The sequence below is a fragment of the Rhodococcus sp. WAY2 genome, assembly GCF_009859915.1.
Lineage (GTDB): Bacteria > Actinomycetota > Actinomycetes > Mycobacteriales > Mycobacteriaceae > Rhodococcus_F > Rhodococcus_F oxybenzonivorans.
The window spans coordinates 1409715-1432983 of record NZ_CP046572.1; the positions used below are offsets into that span (position 1 = coordinate 1409715).

At 66.3% G+C, this 23269-nt stretch carries 21 protein-coding genes and 1 riboswitch; of the genes, 11 read left to right on the forward strand and 10 right to left on the reverse strand.

The genetic code is table 11. The features are described 5' to 3' along the window. Positions 1–39 precede the first annotated feature (39 nt). On the forward strand, positions 40–642 hold the full coding sequence (locus GFS60_RS06630; RefSeq protein WP_159919819.1) for a carboxymuconolactone decarboxylase family protein: 603 nt from the start codon (positions 40–42) through the stop codon (positions 640–642). Here GFS60_RS06630 and GFS60_RS06635 read toward each other — a convergent pair. Further along, positions 617–1537, reverse strand: coding sequence for a sigma-70 family RNA polymerase sigma factor (locus GFS60_RS06635; RefSeq protein WP_159919821.1), 921 nt, complete (start codon positions 1535–1537; stop codon positions 617–619). The genes GFS60_RS06630 and GFS60_RS06635 overlap by 26 nt on opposite strands. A 280-nt stretch (positions 1538–1817) precedes the next feature. On the opposite strand from GFS60_RS06635, the gene GFS60_RS06640 reads away from it, so the two are divergent. Genes GFS60_RS06640 through GFS60_RS06660 form a run of 5 tightly spaced genes read left to right on the forward strand, consistent with a single transcriptional unit; the run spans position 1818 to position 7277 of the window. Then, on the forward strand, positions 1818–2888 hold the full coding sequence (locus GFS60_RS06640) for an ABC transporter substrate-binding protein (RefSeq protein WP_159919823.1): 1071 nt from the start codon (positions 1818–1820) through the stop codon (positions 2886–2888). 43 nt (positions 2889–2931) lie between these two features. Next, entirely contained in the window at positions 2932–3768 is an 837-nt protein-coding gene (locus GFS60_RS06645) for an ABC transporter ATP-binding protein (protein WP_159919825.1), read from the forward strand. Then, positions 3761–4654 (forward strand): ABC transporter permease, encoded by an 894-nt coding sequence (locus tag GFS60_RS06650; RefSeq protein ID WP_159919827.1) that lies wholly within the window; start codon positions 3761–3763, stop codon positions 4652–4654. Before GFS60_RS06645 ends, GFS60_RS06650 begins: the two co-directional genes overlap by 8 nt. Positions 4655–4689: 35 nt before the next feature. Further along, the gene (locus GFS60_RS06655) at positions 4690–6054 is read left to right on the forward strand and encodes an LLM class flavin-dependent oxidoreductase (RefSeq protein WP_159919829.1); all 1365 of its coding nucleotides are present in this window, start codon (positions 4690–4692) and stop codon (positions 6052–6054) included. After that, positions 6051–7277 (forward strand): MFS transporter, encoded by a 1227-nt coding sequence (locus GFS60_RS06660; RefSeq protein WP_159919831.1) that lies wholly within the window; start codon positions 6051–6053, stop codon positions 7275–7277. The genes GFS60_RS06655 and GFS60_RS06660 overlap by 4 nt, the downstream gene beginning before the upstream one ends. Positions 7278–7312: 35 nt before the next feature. On the opposite strand, the gene GFS60_RS06665 is transcribed toward GFS60_RS06660, so the two are convergent. The 4 genes from GFS60_RS06665 to GFS60_RS06680 all read right to left on the reverse strand — a co-directional run bounded on the left by GFS60_RS06665 (position 7313) and on the right by GFS60_RS06680 (position 12529). Next, positions 7313–9763, reverse strand: coding sequence for an ABC transporter permease (locus GFS60_RS06665; RefSeq protein ID WP_159919833.1), 2451 nt, complete (start codon positions 9761–9763; stop codon positions 7313–7315). Beyond that, positions 9760–10542 carry an ABC transporter ATP-binding protein gene (locus GFS60_RS06670; RefSeq protein WP_236603482.1) on the reverse strand — a complete coding sequence of 261 codons (783 nt, stop codon included), beginning with the start codon at positions 10540–10542 and terminating at the stop codon, positions 9760–9762. Before GFS60_RS06670 ends, GFS60_RS06665 begins: the two co-directional genes overlap by 4 nt. Positions 10543–10648: 106 nt before the next feature. Continuing rightward, a complete protein-coding gene (locus tag GFS60_RS06675; protein ID WP_159919835.1) occupies positions 10649–11341 on the reverse strand; it encodes a response regulator in 693 nt (230 codons plus the stop codon). Between the two features lie 9 nt (positions 11342–11350). Continuing rightward, positions 11351–12529 (reverse strand): sensor histidine kinase, encoded by a 1179-nt coding sequence (locus tag GFS60_RS06680; protein WP_159919837.1) that lies wholly within the window; start codon positions 12527–12529, stop codon positions 11351–11353. A gap of 88 nt (positions 12530–12617) precedes the next feature. Between GFS60_RS06680 and GFS60_RS06685 the strand changes: the two genes are divergently transcribed. Together GFS60_RS06685 and GFS60_RS06690 are read left to right on the forward strand one after the other, a co-directional pair. Then, positions 12618–13604 (forward strand): LLM class F420-dependent oxidoreductase, encoded by a 987-nt coding sequence (locus tag GFS60_RS06685; protein WP_109327367.1) that lies wholly within the window; start codon positions 12618–12620, stop codon positions 13602–13604. 29 nt (positions 13605–13633) lie between these two features. Next, entirely contained in the window at positions 13634–14197 is a 564-nt protein-coding gene (locus GFS60_RS06690; protein ID WP_159919839.1) for a GNAT family N-acetyltransferase, read from the forward strand. 1 nt (position 14198) lies between these two features. Here GFS60_RS06690 and GFS60_RS06695 read toward each other — a convergent pair whose 3' ends face one another. Next, positions 14199–14867: a DUF3239 domain-containing protein gene (locus GFS60_RS06695; RefSeq protein WP_159919841.1), complete on the reverse strand. Its 669-nt coding sequence runs from the start codon at positions 14865–14867 to the stop codon at positions 14199–14201. Between the two features lie 38 nt (positions 14868–14905). Beyond that, entirely contained in the window at positions 14906–16585 is a 1680-nt protein-coding gene (locus GFS60_RS06700) for a DNA repair helicase XPB (RefSeq protein ID WP_109327371.1), read from the reverse strand. Positions 16586–16753: 168 nt separating this feature from the next. On the opposite strand from GFS60_RS06700, the gene GFS60_RS06705 reads away from it, so the two are divergent. Together GFS60_RS06705 and GFS60_RS06710 are read left to right on the forward strand one after the other, a co-directional pair. Next, positions 16754–17506: an LppU/SCO3897 family protein gene (locus tag GFS60_RS06705; protein ID WP_159919843.1), complete on the forward strand. Its 753-nt coding sequence runs from the start codon at positions 16754–16756 to the stop codon at positions 17504–17506. 65 nt (positions 17507–17571) lie between these two features. Next, the gene (locus GFS60_RS06710) at positions 17572–18231 is read left to right on the forward strand and encodes a class I SAM-dependent methyltransferase (RefSeq protein ID WP_159919845.1); all 660 of its coding nucleotides are present in this window, start codon (positions 17572–17574) and stop codon (positions 18229–18231) included. Positions 18232–18507: 276 nt separating this feature from the next. On the opposite strand, the gene GFS60_RS06715 is transcribed toward GFS60_RS06710, so the two are convergent. Beyond that, entirely contained in the window at positions 18508–19488 is a 981-nt protein-coding gene (locus tag GFS60_RS06715) for an alpha/beta hydrolase (protein ID WP_250777854.1), read from the reverse strand. A 109-nt stretch (positions 19489–19597) separates the two neighbouring features. Beyond that, positions 19598–21913 (reverse strand): helicase-associated domain-containing protein, encoded by a 2316-nt coding sequence (locus GFS60_RS06720; RefSeq protein ID WP_159919847.1) that lies wholly within the window; start codon positions 21911–21913, stop codon positions 19598–19600. A gap of 60 nt (positions 21914–21973) precedes the next feature. Between GFS60_RS06720 and GFS60_RS06725 the strand changes: the two genes are divergently transcribed. Further along, positions 21974–22162, forward strand: coding sequence for a hypothetical protein (locus GFS60_RS06725; RefSeq protein WP_109327376.1), 189 nt, complete (start codon positions 21974–21976; stop codon positions 22160–22162). 66 nt (positions 22163–22228) lie between these two features. On the opposite strand, the gene GFS60_RS06730 is transcribed toward GFS60_RS06725, so the two are convergent. Continuing rightward, positions 22229–22810: a resuscitation-promoting factor Rpf1 domain-containing protein gene (locus tag GFS60_RS06730; RefSeq protein ID WP_159919849.1), complete on the reverse strand. Its 582-nt coding sequence runs from the start codon at positions 22808–22810 to the stop codon at positions 22229–22231. Between the two features lie 9 nt (positions 22811–22819). Further along, a riboswitch (cyclic di-AMP (ydaO/yuaA leader) is annotated at positions 22820–23034 on the reverse strand. Between the last annotated feature and the right edge of the window lie 235 nt (positions 23035–23269).

Consider the following 23269-nt stretch of genomic DNA (forward strand, 5'->3'; position numbering starts at 1 on the left):
ACGGCGCGCGAAGGGCGCCCGGTGACGATGGAGGACACAATGCCCCGCATTCCCGCAGTGGCCCCGGCGGACGCGAGCCCGCTGGTCAAGGTTGCGTACAAATTCGCTGCCCGCAAGTTCGACGAGGTCCCGGAGCCGTTCGCCGTGCTCGCCCACCACCGCAAACTGTTCGTCGCCTCGGCCCGCCACGAGATGGCAGTGCAGAAGGCGTCGACAGTTCTTCCGGCCAGTGTCCGGGAGCTGGCGGTGTACCGCGTCGCCTGGACGATCGGCTGCTCATGGTGCGTGGACTTCGGGACGATGCTGCAACGCCTGGACGGGCTGGACACGGCGAGGCTCGAAGACATCGGCAACTACGCCGACTCCCCGGCGTACAGCGAGGACGAACGTGCGGCCATCGCCTATGCCGACGCGATGACTGCGACGCCCACGACGGTCACGGACGAACAGGTGGCCGACCTCGAACGCCGTTTCGGCAGGGACGGTGTCGTCGAACTGTCGTATCAGATCGGGATCGAAAACATGCGGGCTCGGATGTATTCGGCACTGGGCATCACCGAACAGGGTTTCAGCACCGATTCGTGTCGGGTGCCGTGGGCCTCGAACGACGGCCAGGTCACGAAGGGTGGTCCGGGAGTCTGATCCCGACGAGCTTCTCTGGATTCGCGATGTCGTAGGCGGCGTAGACGAGTCCGTTCCGGACGGTGAACCCACCCACTCGCGGAGGCGAGCTGCGGTGGGTCTCGCCGCCGGCGATCCCGGCGCTGAAGAAGCCGAGCTGACCGTTGACCAGGACCGGCTGCATGGTGGTGAAGGCGGCGGCGCCGTACTTTCGGATGAGGCCGAGATAGAAGCGAGCGAACTTGTCCGCTCCCCGGATGACGTTGACGGCGGTACTGGTCGTGCCGTTGGCGTCGCCGATGACGAGGGCGTCGGGGTGCAGTGCCGACACCACCGCATCGATGTCGCCGGAGGCGAGGGCTCCGAGAAGTCGCTGCACGGCGCGGGAATGCTCCTCGTCCGGGACCGCGGGAGTGGTTGCCGCCGCGGCCTTACGGGCGCGGGACGCGAGCTGCCGCGCCGCCGGAACCGCGATCCCCAACAGGTCTGCCACCTCGTCGAATGGCACCCCGAACCCGTCGTGGAGCACGAAGGCGACGCGTTGCTGCGGAGTGAGCGTGTCGAGCACGATCAACGCCGCCAGCCGGTTGTCTTCCTCCTGTACGACCGCTTCGAGCGGATCCGGCTCCGCAGACGGTCCCAGCCCGGTGACGATGGGTTCCGGAAGCCACTGCCCGACATACTGTTCCCGCCGCACTGCGGCCGATCGCAGCCGATCGAGGCAGATTCTGCCGACCACGGTGGTCAGCCAGCTCCGGAGGTCCCGTATGCCGGTGGCATTCTCTTCGTCGAGTCGCAGCCACGACTCCTGCACGGCATCCTCGGCGTCGCTGACACTGCCGGTCAGCCGATAGGCCACCGACAACAGATGCCGCCGGTGGCCCTCGAATTCGTCTACCAGCGTCGCTGACGGCATGCCGACATCGTACGTCCGATCCAGACATAAAATCCGTGGTGCGCGTAACCGTTGACCCTGGTGGGGGCACCGGACGTACTGTGGGACAACCACACGACGTCAGGGAGTTCTGCCATGTTCCAGTGTTGTAGCTGTCGCAGCTGACCTGGCTTTTCTGCACCCCTTCTCTTCGCAGGCACTGCTCGATCCCGCGGGACCGTCCCGGTCTCCGGTCGAACGGTGCGCATCACCCGACCCGCCACCCTTTCCGTGTGCGGGCATCACCCTGAGGAAGATCCCGATGATTCGTCCACGTCTGGCGCGGACTCTGGCCGCCGCGGCCGCCCTGCTCACCTTCGCCGGCCTCACCGTCGCCTGCTCGAGCGACAAGACCGTCACGACCGCCGACGGTAAGACCGTCCTGCGCTACGAGGGAACCACCGGCCAGGTCTCCTTCTCGGAATTGGCGGCCGACCTGGGCTACTACCAGAAGGTCGAGCTGAACTGGATCGGCGACACCACCAGTGGGCCCCAGAGCATCCAGAACGCCGCAACGGGACAGACCGATTTCGGTGGGGCGTTCAACGGGGCGGTACTGAAGCTGGCCGCCGCGGATTCACCCGTCACCTCGGTCATCGGCTACTACGGCTCCGACAAGGAAACGTTCAACGGGTACTACGTGCTCGAGGACAGCCCGATTCGCACCGCCCGAGATCTCATCGGCAAGAAAGTCGGGATGAATACCCTCGGCGCGCACCACGAGTTCCTGGTCCGTGAATGGCTGGCGCGAGAAGGGCTCACTCCGGACGAGATCAAGCAGGTGGAGCTCACCGTCGTACCTCCGGTGAACACCGAACAGGCACTGCGACAGGGACAGATCGATGTCGGCACACTCGGGAGCGTGTTCCGCGACAAGGCCGTGGAGAAGGGCGGCATCCGCGCGCTGTTCACCGACGAGTCCATCTTCGGTTCGTTCACGTACGGCTCGCTGCTGTTCCGCAACGACTTCATCGCAAAGAACCAGGAGGCAGTGGCCGACTTCGTGCAGGGCACGGCCCGGGCGATCCGCTGGACACAGACCACGCCCCGCGATCAGGTGATCGCGAAGTACAAGGAGATCATCACCGAGCGTGGACGCAACGAGAACACCGACCTCGTCGACTACTGGAGGTCGCCCGGTGTCGCCGGTCCCGGTGGAGTGATCACCGACAAGGAAATCCAGACCTGGATCGACTGGCTCGTGCGCAATGGAGAACTCGAGGACGGCAAGCTCACGCCGGCCGATGTGTACACGAACGAGTACAACCCCTACGCCAACGGCACGTATCCGGCGGACAGCGGTCCGGACGGGCAGGCCCTGGCCACGAAATGACAGTACCGAGCAGAACTGACGGAGAAGTATCGGAAGGACAGACATGAGCACGACCGCTTCGGACCGAGGTCAGGTCACACCCCCCAAACTCCGCCTCGAGCACGTCACCAAACAATTCGACGTGCGCGGGACGAAGGACAAGTTCACCGCGATCGAAGACATCGACATCGATCTCGCCGCCGGTGAGTTCCTCGTCCTCGTCGGACCCAGCGGTTGCGGAAAGTCGACGCTGCTGGACCTTCTCGGAGGTTTGAGCACACCGACCTCGGGCCGCATTCTCCTCGACGGAAAGCCGGTGACGGGGCCGGGACTCGACCGAGGCATCGTTTTCCAGCAGTACGCGCTTCTCCCATGGCGCACTGCGCGGCACAACATCGAGTTCGGGTTGGAAGCCAAGGGGCTGCCCAAGAAGGAGCGCCGAAGCCTCGCCGAGCACTACCTCGAGTTGGTGGGCTTGCACGGCTTCGGTGACCGGTATCCGCACGAACTGTCCGGTGGGATGAAGCAGCGTGTCGCAATTGCCCGCAGCCTGGCCTTCGATCCCGAAGTGCTGCTGATGGACGAGCCGTTCGCCGCGCTCGACGCGCAGACCCGCGAATCACTCCAGGACGAACTGCTGCGCATCTGGAAGGCAACGGGAAAAACCATCCTGTTCATCACCCACGGCATCGACGAGGCCATCTATCTCGGGCAGCGGGTTGCGGTGCTGACCTCGCGACCCGGGCGGGTGAAGACGTTCGTCGACATCGACATCGACCGCAGCGGTGAGGACGTCCGATCCAACGAGCAGTTCCGGCAGTACCGGCACAAGATCTGGACGTTGTTGCACGGTGAAGTGGAGCGAGCACAGGTAATCGAGAAGGAGGAGGCTCATGTCTAGCGCACTTGCCACACCGACAGACCTCGACGAGGCGCCTGTCGTCGCCGATCCACTGCAGACCCCGGCAACGTCACCCGCACCGGAGGTCGGGCCGGCGACACCAGGCGCCGCGAAGCGCGCCGGCGCGGTCGTGGGACCCGTCGCCTGGCGAATCCTCAAGCCTTCGATCGCGATCGTCGCGTTTCTCTCGCTGTGGGAGTTCGCGCCCCGAATCGGATTGGTGGACGAGGTGTTTCTGCCACCGTTCAGTACGGTGGTCGAAGCCTTTCTCGACCTGGCCGCCAGCGGTGAACTGGGGCAGCACGTGTCGGCGAGTCTTTCGCGGGCCCTGATCGGCTTCTTCGTGGCAGTCGCGATCGCGATCCCACTGGGTATCGCGATCGCCTGGTACCGCCCGGTGTCGGACTTCCTGAACCCCATTCTCGAGCTCTTCCGTAACACGGCCGCGCTGGCCCTGCTACCCGTCTTCATCCTGATCCTCGGCATCGGTGAGGAGTCGAAGATCGCGCTGGTGATCTACGCGTGCACGTTCCCCATTCTCCTCAACACGATTTCCGGTGTGCGTACCGTCGATCCGCTGTTGATCAAATCGGCTTCGTCGCTGGGATTGTCGTCGGTGCGCCTGTTCCAGAAGGTGGTGCTGCCCGCCGCTGTTCCCACCATCTTCACCGGTATCCGCATGGCGGCGGCGTCCTCCATTCTCGTCCTGATCGCCGCTGAAATGGTGGGCGCCAAGGCCGGGCTCGGCTATCTGATCACCGCCTCCCAGTTCAACTTCCAGATCCCCAACATGTACGCGGGCATCGTCGCGATCTCTGTTCTCGGGCTGTCCCTCAACGCGATTCTCGTGTTGATCGAACGCAGGTTGTCGCGCTGGCGGGTCTGAACGGCCTGCTGCTCATCTCGTAGAAAAGAAACTCGATGTCACAAGGTTCCCAGCACTTCCATCTCAATGCCTTTCTCATGGGCGTGGGTCACCACGAGGCGGCGTGGCGGCATCCACGCACGGAGGCCCACCGGGTTCTGGACGTGAAGCACTTCCAGGAACTCGGGAGGATCGCGGAACGCGGCAAACTCGACTCCGTGTTCTTCGCCGACACCCTGGCAATCGGTCCGCGGCTCGAGCACAACACGCAGGCGATCTTCGAACCCGTCACGCTGCTGTCGGCCATCGCCGTCGCCACCGAACACGTGGGACTGATCGCTACGGCGTCGACGAGTTACGGCGACCCCTACAGCTTGGCGCGGAAGTTCACCTCTCTCGACCACATCAGCGGTGGCCGGGCGGGGTGGAACATCGTGACGTCGGCGGGCGCGGACGAGGCGGCGAACTTCGGCGTCGACGGAATCCCGGCGCACAGCGGAAGGTACGAGCGTGCAGCGGAATTCGTCGACGTGGCACTTGCGCTGTGGGACAGCTGGGAAGACGATGCCGTGGTACTCGACCCGGACACCGGCCTGTTCGCCGACCCGGCAAAGGTCCACACGATCGACCACGATGGACCGCGCTTCCAGGTCAAGGGGCCGCTGAACTCCCCACGATCGGCGCAGGGGCGTCCACTGCTGGTACAAGCCGGTTCTTCGGAGAGCGGTAAAGAGTTCGCCGCCCGGCACGCAGAGGCGGTCTTCACTGCGCAACGCACCCTCGCGCAAGGGCAGGAGTTCTACCGGGACCTGAAGGCGCGGGTGGTGAAGTACGGCCGCAATGCCGGCGATCTGAAGGTGCTGCCCGGTATCGTCCCATTCATCGCAGACACCCAGGAGGAGGCGGAGGCGCTCGAACGGTCCTTCACCGACCTGATTTCTCCCGCGTACTCGCTGCGTCAGCTGTCCACGATGCTCGGCGTCGACCTCACCGAGCATTCGCTCGACGCCCCGCTCCCACCCTTGCCGCCGCTCAACGAGATTCAGGGGAACAAGAGTCGGTACCAGCTGGTGAAGGATCTTGCCGAAGACGGCTCGCTCACCGTGCGGCAACTGATCGGACTCCTCGGCGGCGGGCGTGGACACCGCACGTTCGCCGGAACCCCCGAGCAGGTGGCGGACGAGTTGCAGATCTGGTTCGAACAGGGTGCGGCGGACGGCTTCAACATCATGCCGCCGTACTTGCCGGGAGGTCTCGACGACTTCGTCGATCGGGTGGTTCCCATTCTCCAGGACCGGGGACTGTTTCGCACCGAGTACACCTCGACGACCTTGCGCGGTCACTATGGACTGGGCGAGGTCGGCAACCGGTTCGCACCCGGTGACGCGCTGGGCGGTGCCGTCGGCGAAGCGAGCGCATGAGCGGTCCGACCGGCCTCAAACCCTTTGTCACCACGGTCTTCGTCCCGGCCGCAATCTTCGGGATCGGCCAGGGCGCCGCGGCGCCGGTCATGGCCCTCACCGCACGCGATCTCGGTGCGTCGGTGGCGGTGTCGGGGCTGATCGTGGCGGTCGTCGGGCTCGGAGCCGTGCTCGGTGACCTGCCGGCCGGGCGGATCGTAGCCAGGTTCGGCGAGCGGCGGTCGATCATCGGGGGCAGCTCGGTCGGCGCCCTCGGCGTCCTGATCTGCTTGTTCGCGCCGACGCCGGGAGTGCTGGGTCTCGGCGCCCTGCTGACCGGGCTCGCCAACGCAGTATGGGGCCTGGCCCGGCAGAGCTACCTGGCCGAGGCCGTGCCGCTCGGGCTGAGGGCGCGTGCCATGTCGTCGTTTGCGGCGATGTGGCGGCTCGGCTTCTTCGTCGGCCCGCTTCTCGGTGCCGCCGTGATCCTCGTCGTCGGCACGCGCGGCGGATTCGTCGTCCAACTTGTCGGTGTCGTGTTGTCGGGGTGGCTGATGTCCCGCGTCCCCGATCCACCGAGCCGCACGGACGGCCCGGCGAAGTCGCATGCCACGCTGCCCTCCATTCTGCGGGGGCACCGAAAGCTGTTGTCCACCCTCGGCGCCGGCTCGCTGCTGATGGGTGCGGGGCGAGCGTCGCGGGAAGCGGTGCTGCCGCTGTGGGCCGCCCACCTCGGACTCGACGCCGCCCAGGTGAGCCTGGTGTTCGGTGCCGGAGCGGCCGTCGACCTATTGTGTTCGTATCCGGCCGGCCACTTCATGGACCGGTACGGCCGGCGATTCATCGCCGTACCCTCCCTGCTGGTGATCGGAGTGTCTTATTTGGCGTTGCCGTTCTCACACGATCTGGTGTCGATCGGTGCGGTCGCCGTCCTCATGGGCATCGGCAACGGGCTCGGCAATGGCGTCATCATGACACTGGGAGCCGACATCGCCCCACCCGCGATCCGCGCCGAATTCCTCGCCGCCTGGCGACTGACCCACGACACCGGTATTTTCGCCGGGCCGTTGGGGGTGGGTGCGCTGGCCGCGGTGGTCCCGCTCGGGTTCGCCGTCGGTGCGATCGGCGGGGCTGCGCTGCTCGGTGCGGGCCTGCTGTTCCGCTTCATTCCCGTCTATTCGCCGTGGCCGCCTCGACCGAGCCTCGATCCGGGTTCCGTCGTCCTCGAGAAACAAAGGACCTAGAACTCGGCCGGGCTCGGTGAGGCGGCCCAGGGGAGCTAACCGGCCATGGCCGATACCGGCGAGATCGCCCCTGCACGCCTGGCGGGAAGCAGTGCCGCAATCACCCCGCAGACCCCGCCGATCAACACGATGGCGAAGAGCTGCACCCACGGGATTCCGCTGAGCACCACATCGTCGTAACCGAAAACAGAGGCAATTCCGGCGCTTCCGAAGATGAGACCGAACACGACGCCCATTCCGGACGCCACACCGGCCACCAGGAGGGCTTCCCAGATCAACATTGCGCGTACTCCTTTTCTCGTCAGGCCGAGTGCTCGAAGCAGTCCGGATTCACGACGCCGTTCGAGGACGGACAGTGCCATCGTGTTACCGACGCCGATCAATGCGATCAGCACGGCTACCGACAGCAGGCCCGCGACCACCATGAGCATGGTGTCGAGCACCGAATCGATAGCCCCGCGCATCGCAATCATGCCTTGGACTTCACTTCCGGGCGCCAGCTCACGGGCAAGCTCCGTCACCTGGTCGGTCGCGGCCAGCGACTGCTCGTCGGAGTTGCCCTCCGACAGACGAATCCAGTACGCGTCGATCACCGGGGACAACGCCGACACCGCCATATCGGTGTGGTCGAGGAGAGCCGGCTGATCGTCCCGGCCCTCCACCACCGTGACTGTGACGTCGCCGCGATCACCTCGGACCGTCGCCGTGTCTCCAGGGCTCAGACCGTTGTCCCGCAGTCCGGCGGGAGAGAGCACCAGCCGTCCCGGTGAGGGAAGGGTGATCGGGGTGCGCAGCACGGACTGCGCGGCACTGCCCGACACCCCGAAGGCCTCCAGTTCGCCACGTCCATCGATGACCAGGTCGGCACGCTCGAGCGCCGAAACCCCCGACACGCCCGTTGTTGCCGTGATCCGCGGGCCCAACTCCGGTGGTAGTCCTCGGTTTCCTGTGCTGCTGACCATCACGTCCACCGGAAACTGCTCGTCCATCGCGGCGGGGGCCGACGATTTCACTGTCGCGATTCCCACCACCAAGGTGCTGGTCAGCGCCACACCGATCAACAGAGCAGTGACTGTAGAGGCGGTCCGGCGCGGATTCCGGCCTGCGTTGCCCGCGGCGAGTTCGCCGACCGGACCTGCCAGCCGTGCCAGAACGATGCCCGTCCGGCTGATCAGCGTCGGCACCATCGTAGTGCTCAGTGCCGCGATGCCGAGGAACGAGACCAATCCTCCCACAGTGGCTGCCGGAACTTGCTGTGCGAGGACGCCTACCACGGTCATCGCGATTCCGGCGGCGAGCATCACGACGCCGAGAACGCTGCGGCCGAGTGATATTCGCGCACTCTCCGGCCTGGCCTCCATCGGTTGCAGCGCTGCGAGTGGTGACAGTCTGGTCGCCGCCCGTCCGGGGGCAGACGCTGCCACCATGGTCATCACGATCCCCACTGCCACACCGAGCGCGATCGCCAGCGGATCGACATGCAACACAGACAACGGGATCGGTGCATCCGCGGCTGTGGCCACCCGTCCGACCACCCAGGCCAACGCGATCCCGACGCCGGCGCCGAGAACGGACGCGATGATCCCTACTGCCGCCGCCTCCGTCCGGATACTGCGGCGCACCTGTGATGCGGTTGCACCGACACAGCGCAGGAGCGCAAGCTCCTGGGTCCGCGCCGCGAGCAACACTGCGAAGGTATTGGCGATCACGAGCGCCGCGACAACGACCGCGATGGCGCCGAAGGACAGGAGGATGGTACTCAGCACCTCGGCCTGGCCGAGATACTGTCCTGCAGCGTCTTTCGTGGCCGCGGCTCCGGTGACCACGGTCGAGTCGGCGGGCAGGGCCTCGCGGATACGGGTGGCCAGCTCCTGCTGTGACAGGGACCCGTCACCGGCAATGCGTACCTCGTGGGTGGCGGCGTCACCGGCCCACTGAATCAACTGGGCAGGTGTCGCGAAGACCGTGGTGCCGCGCATTCGCTGCGCAGTTGCGGAGAGGTCGACCAGCCCGACGACGCGCACACTGGTGGTCACACCGTCGCTCGCGTCGAGTGCGGTCACCGTGATCTCCGAGCCGACAGGGATTCCGGCGTCCTTACTCACCAGCGCCTCGCCGAGTCCCCTGGGCAGTTCTCCGTCGGAGACCTGCTGCCACCGCAACACACTGTCGTCCGCGATCGACACGGCGTCACCGTAGGACTTTCCGTCGATCGCAGAATCGACCCGGACGGCGGCGCTCACGTCATCGGTCGTCGCGGCGACGCCGGGGATCCGGGCGAGGTCGGCCGCCCTGGCGCCCGGCCCGGAAGCGACCGCGTCGGTGCCCCGATATTGCACAGCGAGCGAGTTGTCGATTCCGGCGCCGACGGTGGAGTTCAAGGTCAGCGTCGCCACGATGTACCCGACGGCGATGACCACCGCGAGAATCGACGCCATGTACCGGCCCGCGTGCGCCCGGGCCTGCGCCAAAGCCAGCTCCCTCAACGCCGCACCGCCGCGAGGTCGTTCGCGCCGAGTGCGCGCATCGACGCGATCACGGAATCTACGGTCGGCCGGAGAATGTCACCGGCGATCAGACCGTCTGCAATGAGAACCACCCGGTCCGCATACGACGCGGCCACCGGGTCGTGCGTCACCATCACCACCGTCTGCGACGTCTCCCGCACGCACGTTCGCAGGAGCCCGAGAACCTCTGTACCGGAGTGTGAATCGAGGTTTCCGGTCGGCTCGTCGGCAAAGACGACGTCGGGCTGCGGAAGCAGAGCGCGCGCCACAGCCACCCGCTGTTGTTGCCCGCCCGACAACTCGTGGGGGAGATGATCGAGCCGGTGGGTGAGCCCGAGCTTGGCGACCACTTCCGCCATCCACTGTGGCGACGGGGTGCTGCCCGCCAGGCGCATCGGCAACATCATGTTGGCTCGTGCGCTCAGAACCGGTAGAAGGTTGAACGCTTGGAACACGAATCCGATCCGCTCGCGCCGCAGTTCGGTCAGCTCCCCGTCGCCCAACCCGGTCACCTCGGTGTCGCCGAGAAACACGCGGCCGGCCGACACCGTGTCCAGTCCGGCCAGGCAGTGCATCAGTGTCGACTTGCCGGAACCCGACGGACCCATGATGGCGGTGAATTCGCCTCGTGCGAAATCGACGTCCACTCCGCCCAGCGCCCGCACCGCTGTCTCACCCGTGCCGTATACCTTCGTTACTCCGCTCGCGCGGACCGCAGCCTGCATCGTCGTCCCCACCTCCGTGTTGGTCCTTGTCATCACGGAATCGACGTTATTGCAGGTGAAGCGGTGTGCGCGTCGGAGCGCGGAGCCATCTTCCAGCCGCGGCCGTCATCCTCCGGTAGGACGACGTGGGCCCACAGCGTCAGTCCTCGGTACCGAGAAGGTCCGAGCGGCGCACCAAACCGACCTGGAACGCGAACACCACCGCTTGCACCCTGTCTCGTGAGTGCGTTTTCGACAGGACACGCCCCACATGCGTCTTCACCGTGGTCTCCGATATGTGGAGCTGCGCCGCGATCTCCGTATTGGACAGCCCATACGCCATGGCCTCGAGGACTTCCATCTCACGGGGTGTGAGCTCCTCCGGAAGCTGTGCCCGATCCATCGAATCCTCGAGTAACGGCCCCACGTGCTGTAGTAAGCGGCGAGTGGCCCGCGCCTCGATCACGGCGTCGCCCCGGTGCACCGTCCGGATACCGTCGAGCAACTGTTCCGGTGGAACGTCCTTGAGGAGAAAGCCACTCGCACCCGCCCGGATCGCGGACAGGACATACTCGTCGTTGTCGAACGTGGTGAGTACCACCACTTTCGGCGCATCTTCTGCGGCCAGCAGCTGGCGGGTGGTTTCGATGCCGTCCATGCGCGGCATCTGCACATCCATCAAAACGACATCGACGCGACGTGCCGCGAGTTCGGTGAGCGCCTGCCGCCCGTCCGACGCCTCGACTACCACAGACAGGTCCGGCTGCGAATCGATGACCATCCGGAATCCGGCGCGGACCAGTTGCTGGTCGTCGATCAGCGCAACATCGATGCGGCCGCCGTGTTCGTCCATGCACTCACCCTAGGTGTTTCCGTGAGGGAGGACGGCGCGGACCCGATAGCCGCCACCAGGTTTGGGACCAGCCGTCACCCGGCCGCCGTGAAGTCGTGCGCGCTCCGTCATCCCGATCAAGCCCTGCCCACCTGCGGATGGTTCGATGAGCGCCGCCGAAACGCCCCGGCCGTCGTCCACGACAGTGACAACCAGATCGTGCTCGGTCCAGCGCATTTCGACGTCAGCGTGCGCCCCCGGCCCGGCGTGCTTGAGCACGTTGGTCAGCGACTCCTGCACGATCCGGTACGCGGTAAGACTCGTTCCCGGTGGCAGTTTCCGCGGGTTACCTTCGATCTGCAGGTGCACGTCCACCCCACTTCTGCGAAGGTCTGCGACGAGCGACTCGATATCCGACGCACCGGGGATCATGGCGAAGTCCCGGGGTCGGTCCTCCCGCAACACAGACAGCAGGGCCCGCATATCCGTCAGCGCTTGCCTGCCTGTGGCGGCGATCGTCTCCAGCGCAGCGAGTGCCGCTGCGGGATCCTGGGCGGCCCCGTACCGCCCACCGTCGGCCTGAGCGATGACCACGGTCAGCGAGTGGGCGACGATATCGTGCATCTCCCGGGCAATCCGCGTGCGCTCGGTGATGGTGGCGATCTCGGCTTCCTGTTCCCGTTCGAGTTCGAGGAGCCGAGCTCGCTCCGCCAGCCCGTCGAGTTCCTTCATCCGAACCCGGCGCAGGTCACCGAAGGCCCACACCGCGAGGACGAAGACGACGAAGGCGAGGGAGTTGTACACGAGTATCTCGGACGACTTGCTGTCGGAGAAGTACTTCACCGTCGCGCCCACAGCCCCGACCATGGCGAGACCGAGCGCAGTGAAACTACTCCACCGCGGACCGTAGGCGGCGAAAGCGTAGAGCGCGATGGGGACCGCGACTACGGACAGCAGGAGGGTGTGTGCGATCACGACAAGGTGCAGCACGGAGAACGCGGCGATGACGAAACCCGACACCACCGTGTGCGAACGACGCCAGGCCAGCGGCACCGTCATCCCCAAGGAAACGACCACCGCGGTCACGCTCGCCTCCGCCGCGGTGAGGAGACTGAGAACGGTGACGACGCCGGCAACGCACACGTCGATTCCGCGACTGTGTTTCGCGCTCCATCGGTACCACTGTTCGGTGGAAGGAAAGCGGGCCATGCTGTGACGGTAGCGCCTGTTCAAACGATCGGGCCGCGGGTGGCGCCGCACCCTGCAGGACTACCTGGACTGTGGGTACATTCTTCTCATGCGCTTCGGATTGTTCGTTCCTCAAGGCTGGCGCCTCGACCTCGTCGGTATCGATCCTTCCGAGCAGTGGGCGGTGATGCGCGACTTCTCGTTGCGTGCCGACCGCGGCTCCTGGGATTCGCTCTGGGTGTACGACCACTTCCACACCGTTCCGGCGCCCACCGAGGAGGCAACCCACGAGGCGTGGACCCTGATGTCCGCTCTCGCTGCCGTCACCTCGCGGGTGCGGCTCGGCCAGATGTGCACCGCGGTCAGCTACCGCAATCCCGCGTATCTGGCCAAGGTGGCCGCCACCACCGATCTCATCTCCGGTGGGCGAGTGGAGATGGGCATCGGAGGCGGCTGGTACGAGCACGAGTGGAGGGCCTACGGATACGGATTCCCCTCGCCCGGTGAGCGTCTCGGTCGCCTCGAAGAAGGCGTTCAGATTCTGCGCCAGGCCTGGATCAACGGCAGCGCGACCCTTGCAGGCACGCACTACCAGGTGGACGGGGCGATCGTGCGGCCACTTCCTCTCCAAGAGGGCGGCATTCCCCTGTGGATTGCCGGTGGCGGCGAAAAGGTGACCCTGAAGATCGCGGCGAAGTACGCGCAGTACACCAACTTCGACGGCACTCCCGAAGGATTCGCCCACAAGTCCGAGATCCTCCGCAGGCACTGTGAGGACGTCGGAACCGACTTCGATGCCATCGTCCGGTCGGCCAACTACAACGTCGCAATCGGAACCACCGAGGCCGAGGTCGAGCAGCGACTGGCCACGCTGGTCGAGCGCGTCACCCCCTATGTCGGCGCCGAGGCGGCGGAGGGAACTCTCGGCGCCTTCCGCGGAATGCCGGGCGTGGGTACCCCGGATCAGATCATCGAGAAGCTGTCCGCTCTCAAGGCGCAGGGCATGACCTACGGCATCTTCTACTTTCCCGAAGCCGCGTACGACACGTCCGGTATCGAGCTGTTCGAGAAGGAAGTACTCCCGGCGCTGCGCTGATCGCCGGCTCGCAGGCCTACAGTGGCGGCATGTTCGTCGTCACCCTGAACACCGGCACCGTGTGGCTGAGCCCGCCGGTCGTCAGCGACATCGACGCGATCTGTGCCGCCTGTAGCGACTCCGCGATCGCCGAGTGGACCACCATGCCCTCGCCCTATGCACGATCAGACGCCGAGCACTTCGTGTGGCGGACCGTCCCCTCCGGATGGGCGGATCGCAGCCCGGTCTGGGCAATTCGCGAGCGCGCCGACGGACCGGCGGTGGGGATGATCGGACTACTCGCGCGCGACAGCTCGTCGGCCGAAATCGGATACTGGCTCGCCGCCGGTGCCCGCTCTCGAGGTCTCATGGCATCCGCGGTGGAGGTGGTGTGCGACTTTGCGTTTCGGCCGGGTGGGATGGGTCTCGAACGCATCGAGTGGCGTGCCTTCGTCGGCAACCACGACTCCGCGGCGGTGGCCCGCAAACTGGGATTCCGGTTCGAGGGAGTGCAGCGCCGTGGGCTGCTCCAACGTGGAGTCCGGCGGGATTCGTGGATGGCAGCGCTGCTGGCGGACGACCCGCGCACGCCGGCAGACGGCTGGCCCGACTAGTTCAGCGGAGGCTCTCGGGAAGCTCGTGCTCGGACACGGCCACTCGCTGATCGGGACTCGTGCGCACGTGTTCCGACTCGGGGATCTTGCCCTCCAGAAATTCCCATTCCGCCTGATCGATGGCTTCGGCTGCGCGGGCGCGCACCGAGGAGTCGCGCGTCCCCCAGGCGATGGGCATCGGACTGACCATCTCCCAGGTGTCGGCGGCGCTGTGCGTGTTGCGGTCGCTCAGAAGCGCGACGGACGGCACCCTGTCGCCGACGTTCTGCTTCTGATGTGCACGGATCGGAACGTTCCGGGTGACCAGCACGTACGACGGCCGCCCTGCCGCAGGCTTCGCTGCGTCGATCAGCGACAGCAGCGTGAGCGCACGCGGGTGCACTTCCGAGATCACGGCCGGGACCAATGGACTCTTCGCATACAGGTCTTCGATGCTGCCCACCTTCTTGGGCACCCAGAACGCCACCCATACCGACGTGAGAGCGACGAGCGCCACCACGACGCCGAGGATGATCGACCACGGATGCCCGAGCAGGATCAGCCCCACGGCCGCGGCCGCGAACAGCAGGGCAACGATGACCGCGGACACCTGGAGGCGTCGCATATCGGCGAACGTCTGATTCACAGACTTCGCGTAGGCCCGATCGACGGTGAACTCGAAATGTCGCACGGCACCAGCTTAGAGTCCCAGGCTCCGCGGCGGCGGAGTCACCCGATGGCGGGCCCGAGGAGGTCGTCGGCGTCGGTGATCCGGTACGCATAGCCCTGCTCCGCCAGAAAGCGCTGCCGGTGTGCGGCGTACTCGGCGTCGAGGGTGTCGCGGGCGACGACGGAGTAGAAGTGCGCTTGGCCGCCGTCCTGCTTGGGGCGCAGCAGCCGTCCGAGCCGCTGGGCTTCCTCCTGCCGCGAACCGAACGTGCCCGAAACCTGTACCGCGACGGACGCTTCCGGAAGATCGATCGAGAAGTTGGCGACCTTGCTCACCACCAACGTCTGGATGTCACCTGCCCGGAAGCTGTCGAAGAGTTCCTCACGTTCCTTGTTCTTGGTGGAGCCCTTGATGACAGGTGCGTTCAACGCCTCGCCCAGCTCGTCGAGTTGGTCGAGGTAGGCGCCGATGATGAGCGTGGGTGCATCGGTATGCCGCTCGAGGATCGATTTGACCACTGCGATTTTCGTGTGTGCTGTGGAACACAGCTTGTACCGCTCGTCGGGTTCGGCGACTGCGTAGGCCATGCGCTCGGCATCGGTCAACGTGACCCGCACCTCGACGCAGTCGGCGGGAGCGATCCAGCCCTGGGCCTCGATGTCCTTCCACGGTGCGTCGTACCGCTTGGGGCCGATCAGCGAGAAGACGTCACCCTCGCGACCGTCCTCACGCACCAACGTGGCGGTGAGGCCGAGGCGGCGACGGGACTGCAGGTCGGCGGTCATCCGGAACACCGGGGCCGGAAGAAGGTGGACCTCGTCGTAGATCACGAGGCCCCAGTCGCGGGAGTCGAACAGTTCGAGGTGCTTGTACTCGCCCTTGGTCCGGCGGGTGATCACCTGGTACGTGGCGATGGTGACCGGCCGAATCTCCTTGCGCTCACCGGAATATTCGCCGATTTCCTCCTCGGTGAGGGAGGTGCGGGCGATGAGCTCCCGCTTCCACTGGCGTCCCGCGACGGTGTTCGTGACGAGGATCAACGTGGTGGCTTTCGCCTTGGCCATGGCGGCGGCACCGACCATGGTCTTGCCTGCGCCACAGGGAAGGACGACGACACCGGAACCGCCCGCCCAGAAGGAGTCGGCTGCCATTTCCTGATAGTCGCGCAAATGCCAATGGCCGTCCGCCGATCCGGGCGACGTGCCGTCGTAGTCGAGGTCGATCTGGTGGGCTTCACCGTCGACATATCCGGCGAGGTCTTCGGCCGGCCAGCCCACCTTGAGGAGGAGCTGCTTGAGTCGTCCGCGCTCACTCGGGTGGACTACCACGGTGTCGTCGTCGACACGGGCGCCGAGCATCGGGGCAATCTTCTTGTGCCGGGTCACCTCGGTGAGCACGGCGCGGTCCAGACTGACGAGGGTCAACCCGTGCGCAGGGTTCTTCACCAGCTGCAATCGGCCGTACCGTGCCATGGTGTCGACGATGTCGACCAGCAGAGGCTGCGGCACGGCATAGCGGGAGAAGTTGACGAGGGCGTCGACCACCTGTTCGGCGTCGTGCCCGGCCGCTCGCGCATTCCACAGGGCCAGGGGAGTGATGCGGTAGGTGTGGACGTGTTCCGGCGCACGCTCGAGTTCGGCGAACGGCGCGATCGCCTGCCGGGCGTCGTTCGCGCGTTCGTGATCAACCTCCAACAGCAACGTCTTGTCGGATTGGACGATCAACGGTCCGTCGGTCACGGAAGCCTCCTTGTCACGCCGGATTCTGGCCAGCCTGTCCATTGTCCTGGTATGGGCGTCGGCGCGCCACGTCGCCACCTCTCACCTGGCTCGATACCAGCACATTCTGGGCGGTGGCCGCCTAAATTGAGAGGTGAGCCGGTGGTTCCCCCAGAGACGAGGCCTGAGATGACCCAGCCCCCCGACCCCTCACGTCCCGATCCGAACACCCCCGGCCAGCCGCCGAACAACCCGCAGCAGCCGTACCAGCAGAATCAGCCCTACCAGCAGGGCCAGTACCCGCAGCAGCCTTACCAGCAGGGCCAGTACGGTCCGCCGCCGGGACAGCAGGGCCAGTACGGTCCGCCGCCGGGACAGTACGGGCAGTACCCGCCCGGCGGTCAGTATCCGCCTCCGAAGAAGTCGCGCAAGGGCCTGTTCATCACCCTCACTGTGGTCGCCGTGGTGCTCCTCGCCGCTGTCGCCGCAGTCGGCCTGTTCGCAGTGCGTAGTGCCGACCAGAACAGCCTCGACGTCGGAGATTGCGTCTTCTTCGAATCCGCCTCGACCACGGCCGCCGAGACCGAGCACGAAAAGCGAGACTGCTCCGACGACGACGCCACGTACGAGGTGGCCACCAAGCAGGACGGTGACGTCCAGTGCGGTGACGACTACTTCTCCTACACGCTGGTGGGGGAGGACGACACCGTCGAAAGCACGCTGTGCCTGATCCCGAACATGGTGAAGGATTCGTGCTACCTCCTCGAGGACGACGGCAGAATCGTTCCGGGTGTCTGTTCCCAACCCGACACCGTCACAGTGGTCGAACGCGTCGACGGCCAGGACGACGAATCCCTGTGCAACCAGTTCGACGCCGCATTTCCCATCGCCTTCTCGGAACCGCAACGCACCTACTGCATCGAGGTGAACTTGACCGGTTAGCGACTCATAATCAGCGCCGTGCCGATGCGCTGTGGCGGGGAAAGCGCGGGCGTACCGTCGATGTCATGACCGACGACCAGGTTGCGCCGTGGGATGACATCTACCGCGGGGATGCGGAGGATTTTTCGGGACCGGTGCCATGGAACATCGGTGAGCCGCAACCCGAAATCGCCGGACTGATCGCCGAGGGCAAGTTCCGCAGCGACGTATTGGACGCGGGCTGCGGACACGCCGAGACTTCCCTCCACTTGGCGGCGCAGGGGTACACGGTGGTCGGTCTGGACCTGTCGCCGACGGCCATTGGCGTGGCTCGGGCGGCCGCGGCGGACCGTGGACTGACAACGGCCACCTTTCAGGTGGCGGACATCAGTTCCTTCACAGGCTTCGACGGACGGTTCGCCACGATCGTCGACAGCACCCTGTTCCATTCGCTCCCCGTGGACCGTCGCCGCGATTACCTGCACGCCGTCGCCCGAGCGGCGGCACCCGGTGCGCAGTACTACATCCTGGTGTTCGCGAAGGGTGCCTTCCCCGAGGGGCAAGGACCGAATCCGGTGACCGAGGAAGAGTTACGCGAGGCCGTCGCGGAGTACTGGAACATCGACGACGTTCGCCCCGCCTTCATCCACGCGCTGCTCGGACCGGAGGAGGCCGCGAACTGGGAGCGCGACGACAAGGGCCGGGCCATGCTGCCTGCGTGGCTACTGTCGGCTCACCGTGACTGATGGGGTGGGGCGACACCGCGCGAGTCGTGCGGCGCAGCCAAGCGCAGCCCCTGCCAACGATCTATATCAGCTGGCAGGGGCGCTACACGGACAACCTGCTACGTGATGACGAGCGGCGCATGAGAAATTTTGGCGAGCACGGGCATGGAAGTCCAGAGATTGTGATCCACGCCATGGCACAAATTTCAACCACTTTGAATGCCGGGTCGCGACTAGCACTTTCAGCCCTGTGAGTACTTGTTAACCGCCCGCGGTTAACAAGTACTCACAGGGGGATCAGGCGCCGATCGACGCCTTCATCATCGGGAGCATGGCCCAGAGCTGATCCTGCCAGTAACCCCAGGTGTGGGTTCCGGAGGCGGGGAAGTCGTAGTGCGCGGGAATTCCCAGAGTGTCGAGCCGTACCTGGAAGGCGCGGTTCTGGGCGAGGGCGATCGCTTCGAGGCCCATCGCGGTGCTGGTGTTGAACACGCCGATGGCGGAGTCCGGCCGGTCGTACGCACCGGGCAGCCCGCTTCCCGCGGAGATCCACATCGGCAGCCCGCGGAGCAGGGGGGCGACGACGAAGGGGTCGTTGCGGAGCCAGGCCGGATCCCACGGCGGCCCCCACATGGAGTCGGAGTTGTAGCCGCCGGAGTCGAGCATCGACACCCGAATGGCTTCGCGCATGCCCGGTGCCGACAGGTTGAGATATCCGGACATCGAACCGGCGAACGTGAACTGGTCGCGGTGATATGCCGCCAGAATGAGGGCTGCATTGCCGCCCATCGACAGGCCGGCCACGGCGTTGCTCGTCCGACTGATGCCGTACACGTTCGCGAGGAAGTCGGGCAGGTTCTGGGTCAGGAACGACTCCCACTTGTAGGTGTAGGGCTGTCCGTTGGTATTGCTCGGGGCGTACCAGTCCGAGTAGAAGCTGGACATCCCGCCGACGGGCTCGACCACGTTGATTCCGTGATCCGACAGCCACGCGGCGTTGGTCTCGTGCTCCCAGCCGCTGACGTCGTTGGGTGCGCGGAGGCCGTCGAGCAAGTACAGGGCCTTGTTGCTGCCGTTGTTCGCCAGCCATATCCGTACCTTGATCTGCCCGACACCTCCCGGGGCGGCAACCCAGTGTTCACGCAGCCGGTCATACGGATTCGCCGCAGCAGTTCCGCCTCCGGCCAGCACGAATGCCAACGGCAGAATGACCACGGCGACCATCAGACGTACGACTGCGCGCAGCATCGTCCGCCGGCCCGTTCCGGTAACACTCATGTTCCAGCCTCCTGGTAGTCGTCCCCGGCCAGGTACATACCCGTAACACGTTATTGCCCGGAAACCCTGAGTCCAGGTGTTTGCGCACAATCGTTATCCGAGGCGCCGTTCAGTCGACTCGTGCGACGGAGGTGATTCGGTGCAGTGTGAAGCGACGGACACTGCCACTCGCCGGGTCGAACGCGTCGAGTTGACCCCCGCCGACGCTCACGGGGTCGACGATGCGGTGCGTCGCGACGCCCTGCGCGTCGACGTAGCCGATGGACACGCTGCTCTTCTCGCGGGCGGCAGTGCTGAGCAGTGCGACGGTGGCGGCACTGCTGGCTCGCGACCCGTCGGCGCGGATGCTGCCGCGGCCGTGAGCCGATGCGGCCAGATCACCCGCACGCAGGGTGCGGACCACTGCGTCGAGCTGCGCGTCGGTGGCGACGGCCGGTGCTCGAGACCCGGGGGCCTTGCGACGGGTCAGCACCCGCGCGCCCCGCGGACGGAGGTCGACCAGCGCTCCCGAAGAATCCTCACCCGCGGGCGCGAACCCGGCGGCGCGCAGTTCGTTCAGTACCTCCCGCAGCGGGGCCTGCGACACCGCCACCGTCGGCGCCAGCGCGCGGAGCGCCAATGACGCGGCCACGGGCGACGCCAGCACCTCGGCGAGCAGGGCGGGATCCTCACAGCGGACGAAGGACGAGGCGACTCCGGCCCGCAGCCGTCCGTGCCGCCGGGCAACGTCGTCGATCAGGTACGACAACGACTGCGGCACGGGGGTGCGCGACCGGGTCGTGAAGAGGCTGTGCAGCTCGGCGGCAGTCATTCCGGCGTCGAGTGCCCTGCGCACGCTGTCTTCGCTGATCCGGTACATGGACGCGGCACCGGCCGACTCGATGTCCGCGACCAGGGCGATCTGCTCGAGCAGGTCGGGCGTGAGCGGTCCCGGAGCGACGACGGTGAGGTCGGCCTGCACGAGAACGTGGTCGACGGGCTCGGGGAGTGAGGCATGCATCTCTGCCTCGGCGTCACCGCCGTGAATGAGCGCACGACCGGCAGAGCTGAGGGCGCCGCGCGCGACCAGACCGAGAGTCGCGGCCTCGTCGAGGGTCCGCTCCACCGCATGGACGCGCAGTCGGGCACCCCACCGCGGGCGACGCCACGCGAGCAGTCGGCTCAATTCCGCGGGCGCTGCGGACTGACCGCTCCCGAGTTCGGCGAGAAGCCCGAGGATCGTCTGCCGGTCGCGGGGTGCGGACGGCGCCCGCACCTCCTCCGACAAGGCGGCAACCGGTTTGTCGTTGGAATCGCGCATACCGATGAACCACGCCATGCGCGGCAGCTCGAGCCATCCGGCGGCCAATGCGTGCCATCGCCGGGCGATCGGCGCGTTCAGCCAGTTGTCGACGGCGGCCGTCGGCGCCCAGTAGCTGTCCCCACTGTCCGAGGGCGGAGCCGGATCAGGCGCGCCGCTCGCGATCAACCCGGCCGCCGCGAGAAGCTCGACCAGCAGACTCAGCCGGTTCTCGTCGATCCCGGACACCTTCGCGATGCGCCGTAGCTCCCGGACACCCAGACCGCCGGCCCGCAGGGCGGGCGCGGGCGCCTCTCCGAGCACCTTGACGACGTCCTCGCAGTGGCGGACCAATTCGAGGGCCTCACCCGCCGCTGCGGCATTGATGTCGGCTGGTTTGTACTTACGGCCGGTCACGGCGGGCGGCGTCAGGGAGGTGGGGTCGAAAGCGGCTTCACCGCGCAGGACCTGACGCACCTGGAACGGCAGCTCCACCGTCTCTTCGTCGACCCAGCGCAGGAGTCCGGCGGCGAGAAGGCGCTGCACGGGCCGATCGGCAGGCGTTCCCGGGGCCGCGTCCCGCGTCCGACCGACGGACGTTGAGCGGGCGAGCGTCTCGAGGATGTCGCGTTCGACCGTCACCAGCTGTGCCAGAGCAGCGGTGATGCCGGCCTCATCGAGCGTCTCCGTGGGCTCGGCGATACGTCCGACACGCCACGGAATGGTCGCGACGACGGCGGGAACGATGCGGAGATTGTCGGCATCGCCCCACACCAGTGCCAGCGACCGCAGGGTGTCGAGGGTGGCGTCGACCGTCTTCTTGGTCACCCTCGTCCCCACTGCGCCCAGGAGTGTGGCGCGGGAGACAGGCATCTCGTCCGCCTTGTCGAGGGCGAGTAGTTCGAGGATGCCGAACTCGAGTGAGGTGAGATTGTCGGCGGCACGGGCCACCGACGCCCGCTGTTCGGCGCGTCCGGCGAGAACGACGATCGTGGCAGGCGGGGGGACCGCCAAGTCGGGGCGCGCACGAAGCAGCGCGATCAGGTGGGCGTCGCTGCGCGCTGCCAGCCAGTCGGCGAGACTTGCGCCGCCGGCGGTGCTCGTAGCGGCGCCGGGGGTCGTGACGGTGTCGTCGGTGTCGGTCATCGACTATCAGATTAGAGACCTGGGCTGTACGTCGCCGACCGCTCCTGTCAAAATGTCCCCGTGGCTAACAATTCTAAGAAGCAGTATGTGGATCCAGGGTGGCCCGAAACCGCCGATGGAGATCACGCCGTGACCGAACTGTCGTCGAGCCGGGCGGGCGGTCTGTCCCCGTTCGGCGAGGACACCGAGTTCCCGCTGCCGGCGGAGTCGTTGCCGTACGCGCATCCGCACACGGTGATCAACCGCTAGTACAACGGCAGAAGAGGGGCCCTGCACCGGAATGGTGCAGGGCCCCTCGTCGCTGTGCCGAAGGACTTACTGCGGAAGCAGGGCCCGGTTGGCGTCGATGAGCTGCAGGATCTGGGGATCGATCTGGATACCCTGAGCCTTGACGGCCTCGATGGCCGAGTCGATGGCGTCCGCAGCCTCCGGAGCCGCATTGGTGCTCGGAACGCCGCTGGTGAGGTCGGGGAGCGCCGGGGCCTCCGGGACGTCGGGCACGGTGGCCGGCGCGTTGCGCTGGGTGGGGGCGCTGCTCAGGCCGAGGCTCGAGGAGCAGGACGGCCATGCGCCCCATCCCTGCGAGTCGAGAACGCGCTCGGCAACGACGATCTGCTCTTCGCGTGAAGCCTGGTTGGCGGTGGCGGCGTACTGGCTGCCGCCGTGTGCGTTCCACGTGCTGGGCGAGAACTGCAGGCCGCCCTGGTAGCCGTTTCCGGTGTTGATGCCCCAGTTTCCGCCGGACTCACACTGCGCGAGGCGGTCCCAGTCGGAATCGGGGGCTGCGTTGGCGGTGCCCGAGAAGGCTGCTCCGGCGACGCCCATGATGGCGCCGGTGACGGCGACCTTGGCGACGGTACGGCCGGTGGTGGTGGGCTTGCGATGACGTCCGCTCATAGTGGGTCGAGATCCTCTCCACACGCGCCTGCGAGGTCAGCTGTCGGGTTCGGGCTGAGAGGTCGCCCGGCCTCACCCCTCCTGGCTTGGAGAGGGTCTGGCTTCACCCCAAGGTCCGACTGTGCGTGGCACATTCGGACCGGTGTCCGCCTGGGAACTCGTGTTCCCTGGAGGACTTTGGGTCCCCCGTCCTCGTCCCTGGAATGCTTCGTCGGGACTCCGGTACCCGCGGGACGAGGCTTGGCGCGGCGGGCCGGATGTGGCCGATGTTTGCTCGACCGCTGACGACGGTAACGGTCCGAGGCCTCAGTGTCACCATTTGATAACGCCCCGTGTCCGTGCCTGATGCAGCCCACTATTCGGGGCCTCGCGGACTCTTCCCAGCTAGTAGCGGCGAGACGTGCCTATCGCCGACCCGTTGCTCTTCTGTTACCGGGCCGTTATGTGAGTAACGTCACA

Excerpts from the sequence above, each read along its gene's own strand:
- GFS60_RS06675 (WP_159919835.1), bottom strand. The coding sequence starts at position 11,341 with ATGGACGAACACGGCGGCCGCATCGATGTTGCGCTGATCGACGACCAG.
- GFS60_RS06720 (WP_159919847.1), bottom strand. The coding sequence starts at position 21,913 with ATGACCGACACCGACGACACCGTCACGACCCCCGGCGCCGCTACGAGC.
- GFS60_RS06650 (WP_159919827.1), top strand. The coding sequence starts at position 3,761 with ATGTCTAGCGCACTTGCCACACCGACAGACCTCGACGAGGCGCCTGTC.
- GFS60_RS06730 (WP_159919849.1), bottom strand. The coding sequence starts at position 22,810 with ATGAGCGGACGTCATCGCAAGCCCACCACCACCGGCCGTACCGTCGCC.
- GFS60_RS06690 (WP_159919839.1), top strand. The coding sequence starts at position 13,634 with ATGTTCGTCGTCACCCTGAACACCGGCACCGTGTGGCTGAGCCCGCCG.
- GFS60_RS06635 (WP_159919821.1), bottom strand. The coding sequence starts at position 1,537 with ATGCCGTCAGCGACGCTGGTAGACGAATTCGAGGGCCACCGGCGGCAT.
- GFS60_RS06705 (WP_159919843.1), top strand. The coding sequence starts at position 16,754 with ATGACCCAGCCCCCCGACCCCTCACGTCCCGATCCGAACACCCCCGGC.
- GFS60_RS06645 (WP_159919825.1), top strand. The coding sequence starts at position 2,932 with ATGAGCACGACCGCTTCGGACCGAGGTCAGGTCACACCCCCCAAACTC.
- GFS60_RS06630 (WP_159919819.1), top strand. The coding sequence starts at position 40 with ATGCCCCGCATTCCCGCAGTGGCCCCGGCGGACGCGAGCCCGCTGGTC.
- GFS60_RS06715 (WP_250777854.1), bottom strand. The coding sequence starts at position 19,488 with ATGAGTGTTACCGGAACGGGCCGGCGGACGATGCTGCGCGCAGTCGTA.
- GFS60_RS06710 (WP_159919845.1), top strand. The coding sequence starts at position 17,572 with ATGACCGACGACCAGGTTGCGCCGTGGGATGACATCTACCGCGGGGAT.
- GFS60_RS06680 (WP_159919837.1), bottom strand. The coding sequence starts at position 12,529 with ATGGCCCGCTTTCCTTCCACCGAACAGTGGTACCGATGGAGCGCGAAA.
- GFS60_RS06685 (WP_109327367.1), top strand. The coding sequence starts at position 12,618 with ATGCGCTTCGGATTGTTCGTTCCTCAAGGCTGGCGCCTCGACCTCGTC.
- GFS60_RS06655 (WP_159919829.1), top strand. The coding sequence starts at position 4,690 with ATGTCACAAGGTTCCCAGCACTTCCATCTCAATGCCTTTCTCATGGGC.
- GFS60_RS06640 (WP_159919823.1), top strand. The coding sequence starts at position 1,818 with ATGATTCGTCCACGTCTGGCGCGGACTCTGGCCGCCGCGGCCGCCCTG.
- GFS60_RS06670 (WP_236603482.1), bottom strand. The coding sequence starts at position 10,542 with ATGACAAGGACCAACACGGAGGTGGGGACGACGATGCAGGCTGCGGTC.
- GFS60_RS06660 (WP_159919831.1), top strand. The coding sequence starts at position 6,051 with ATGAGCGGTCCGACCGGCCTCAAACCCTTTGTCACCACGGTCTTCGTC.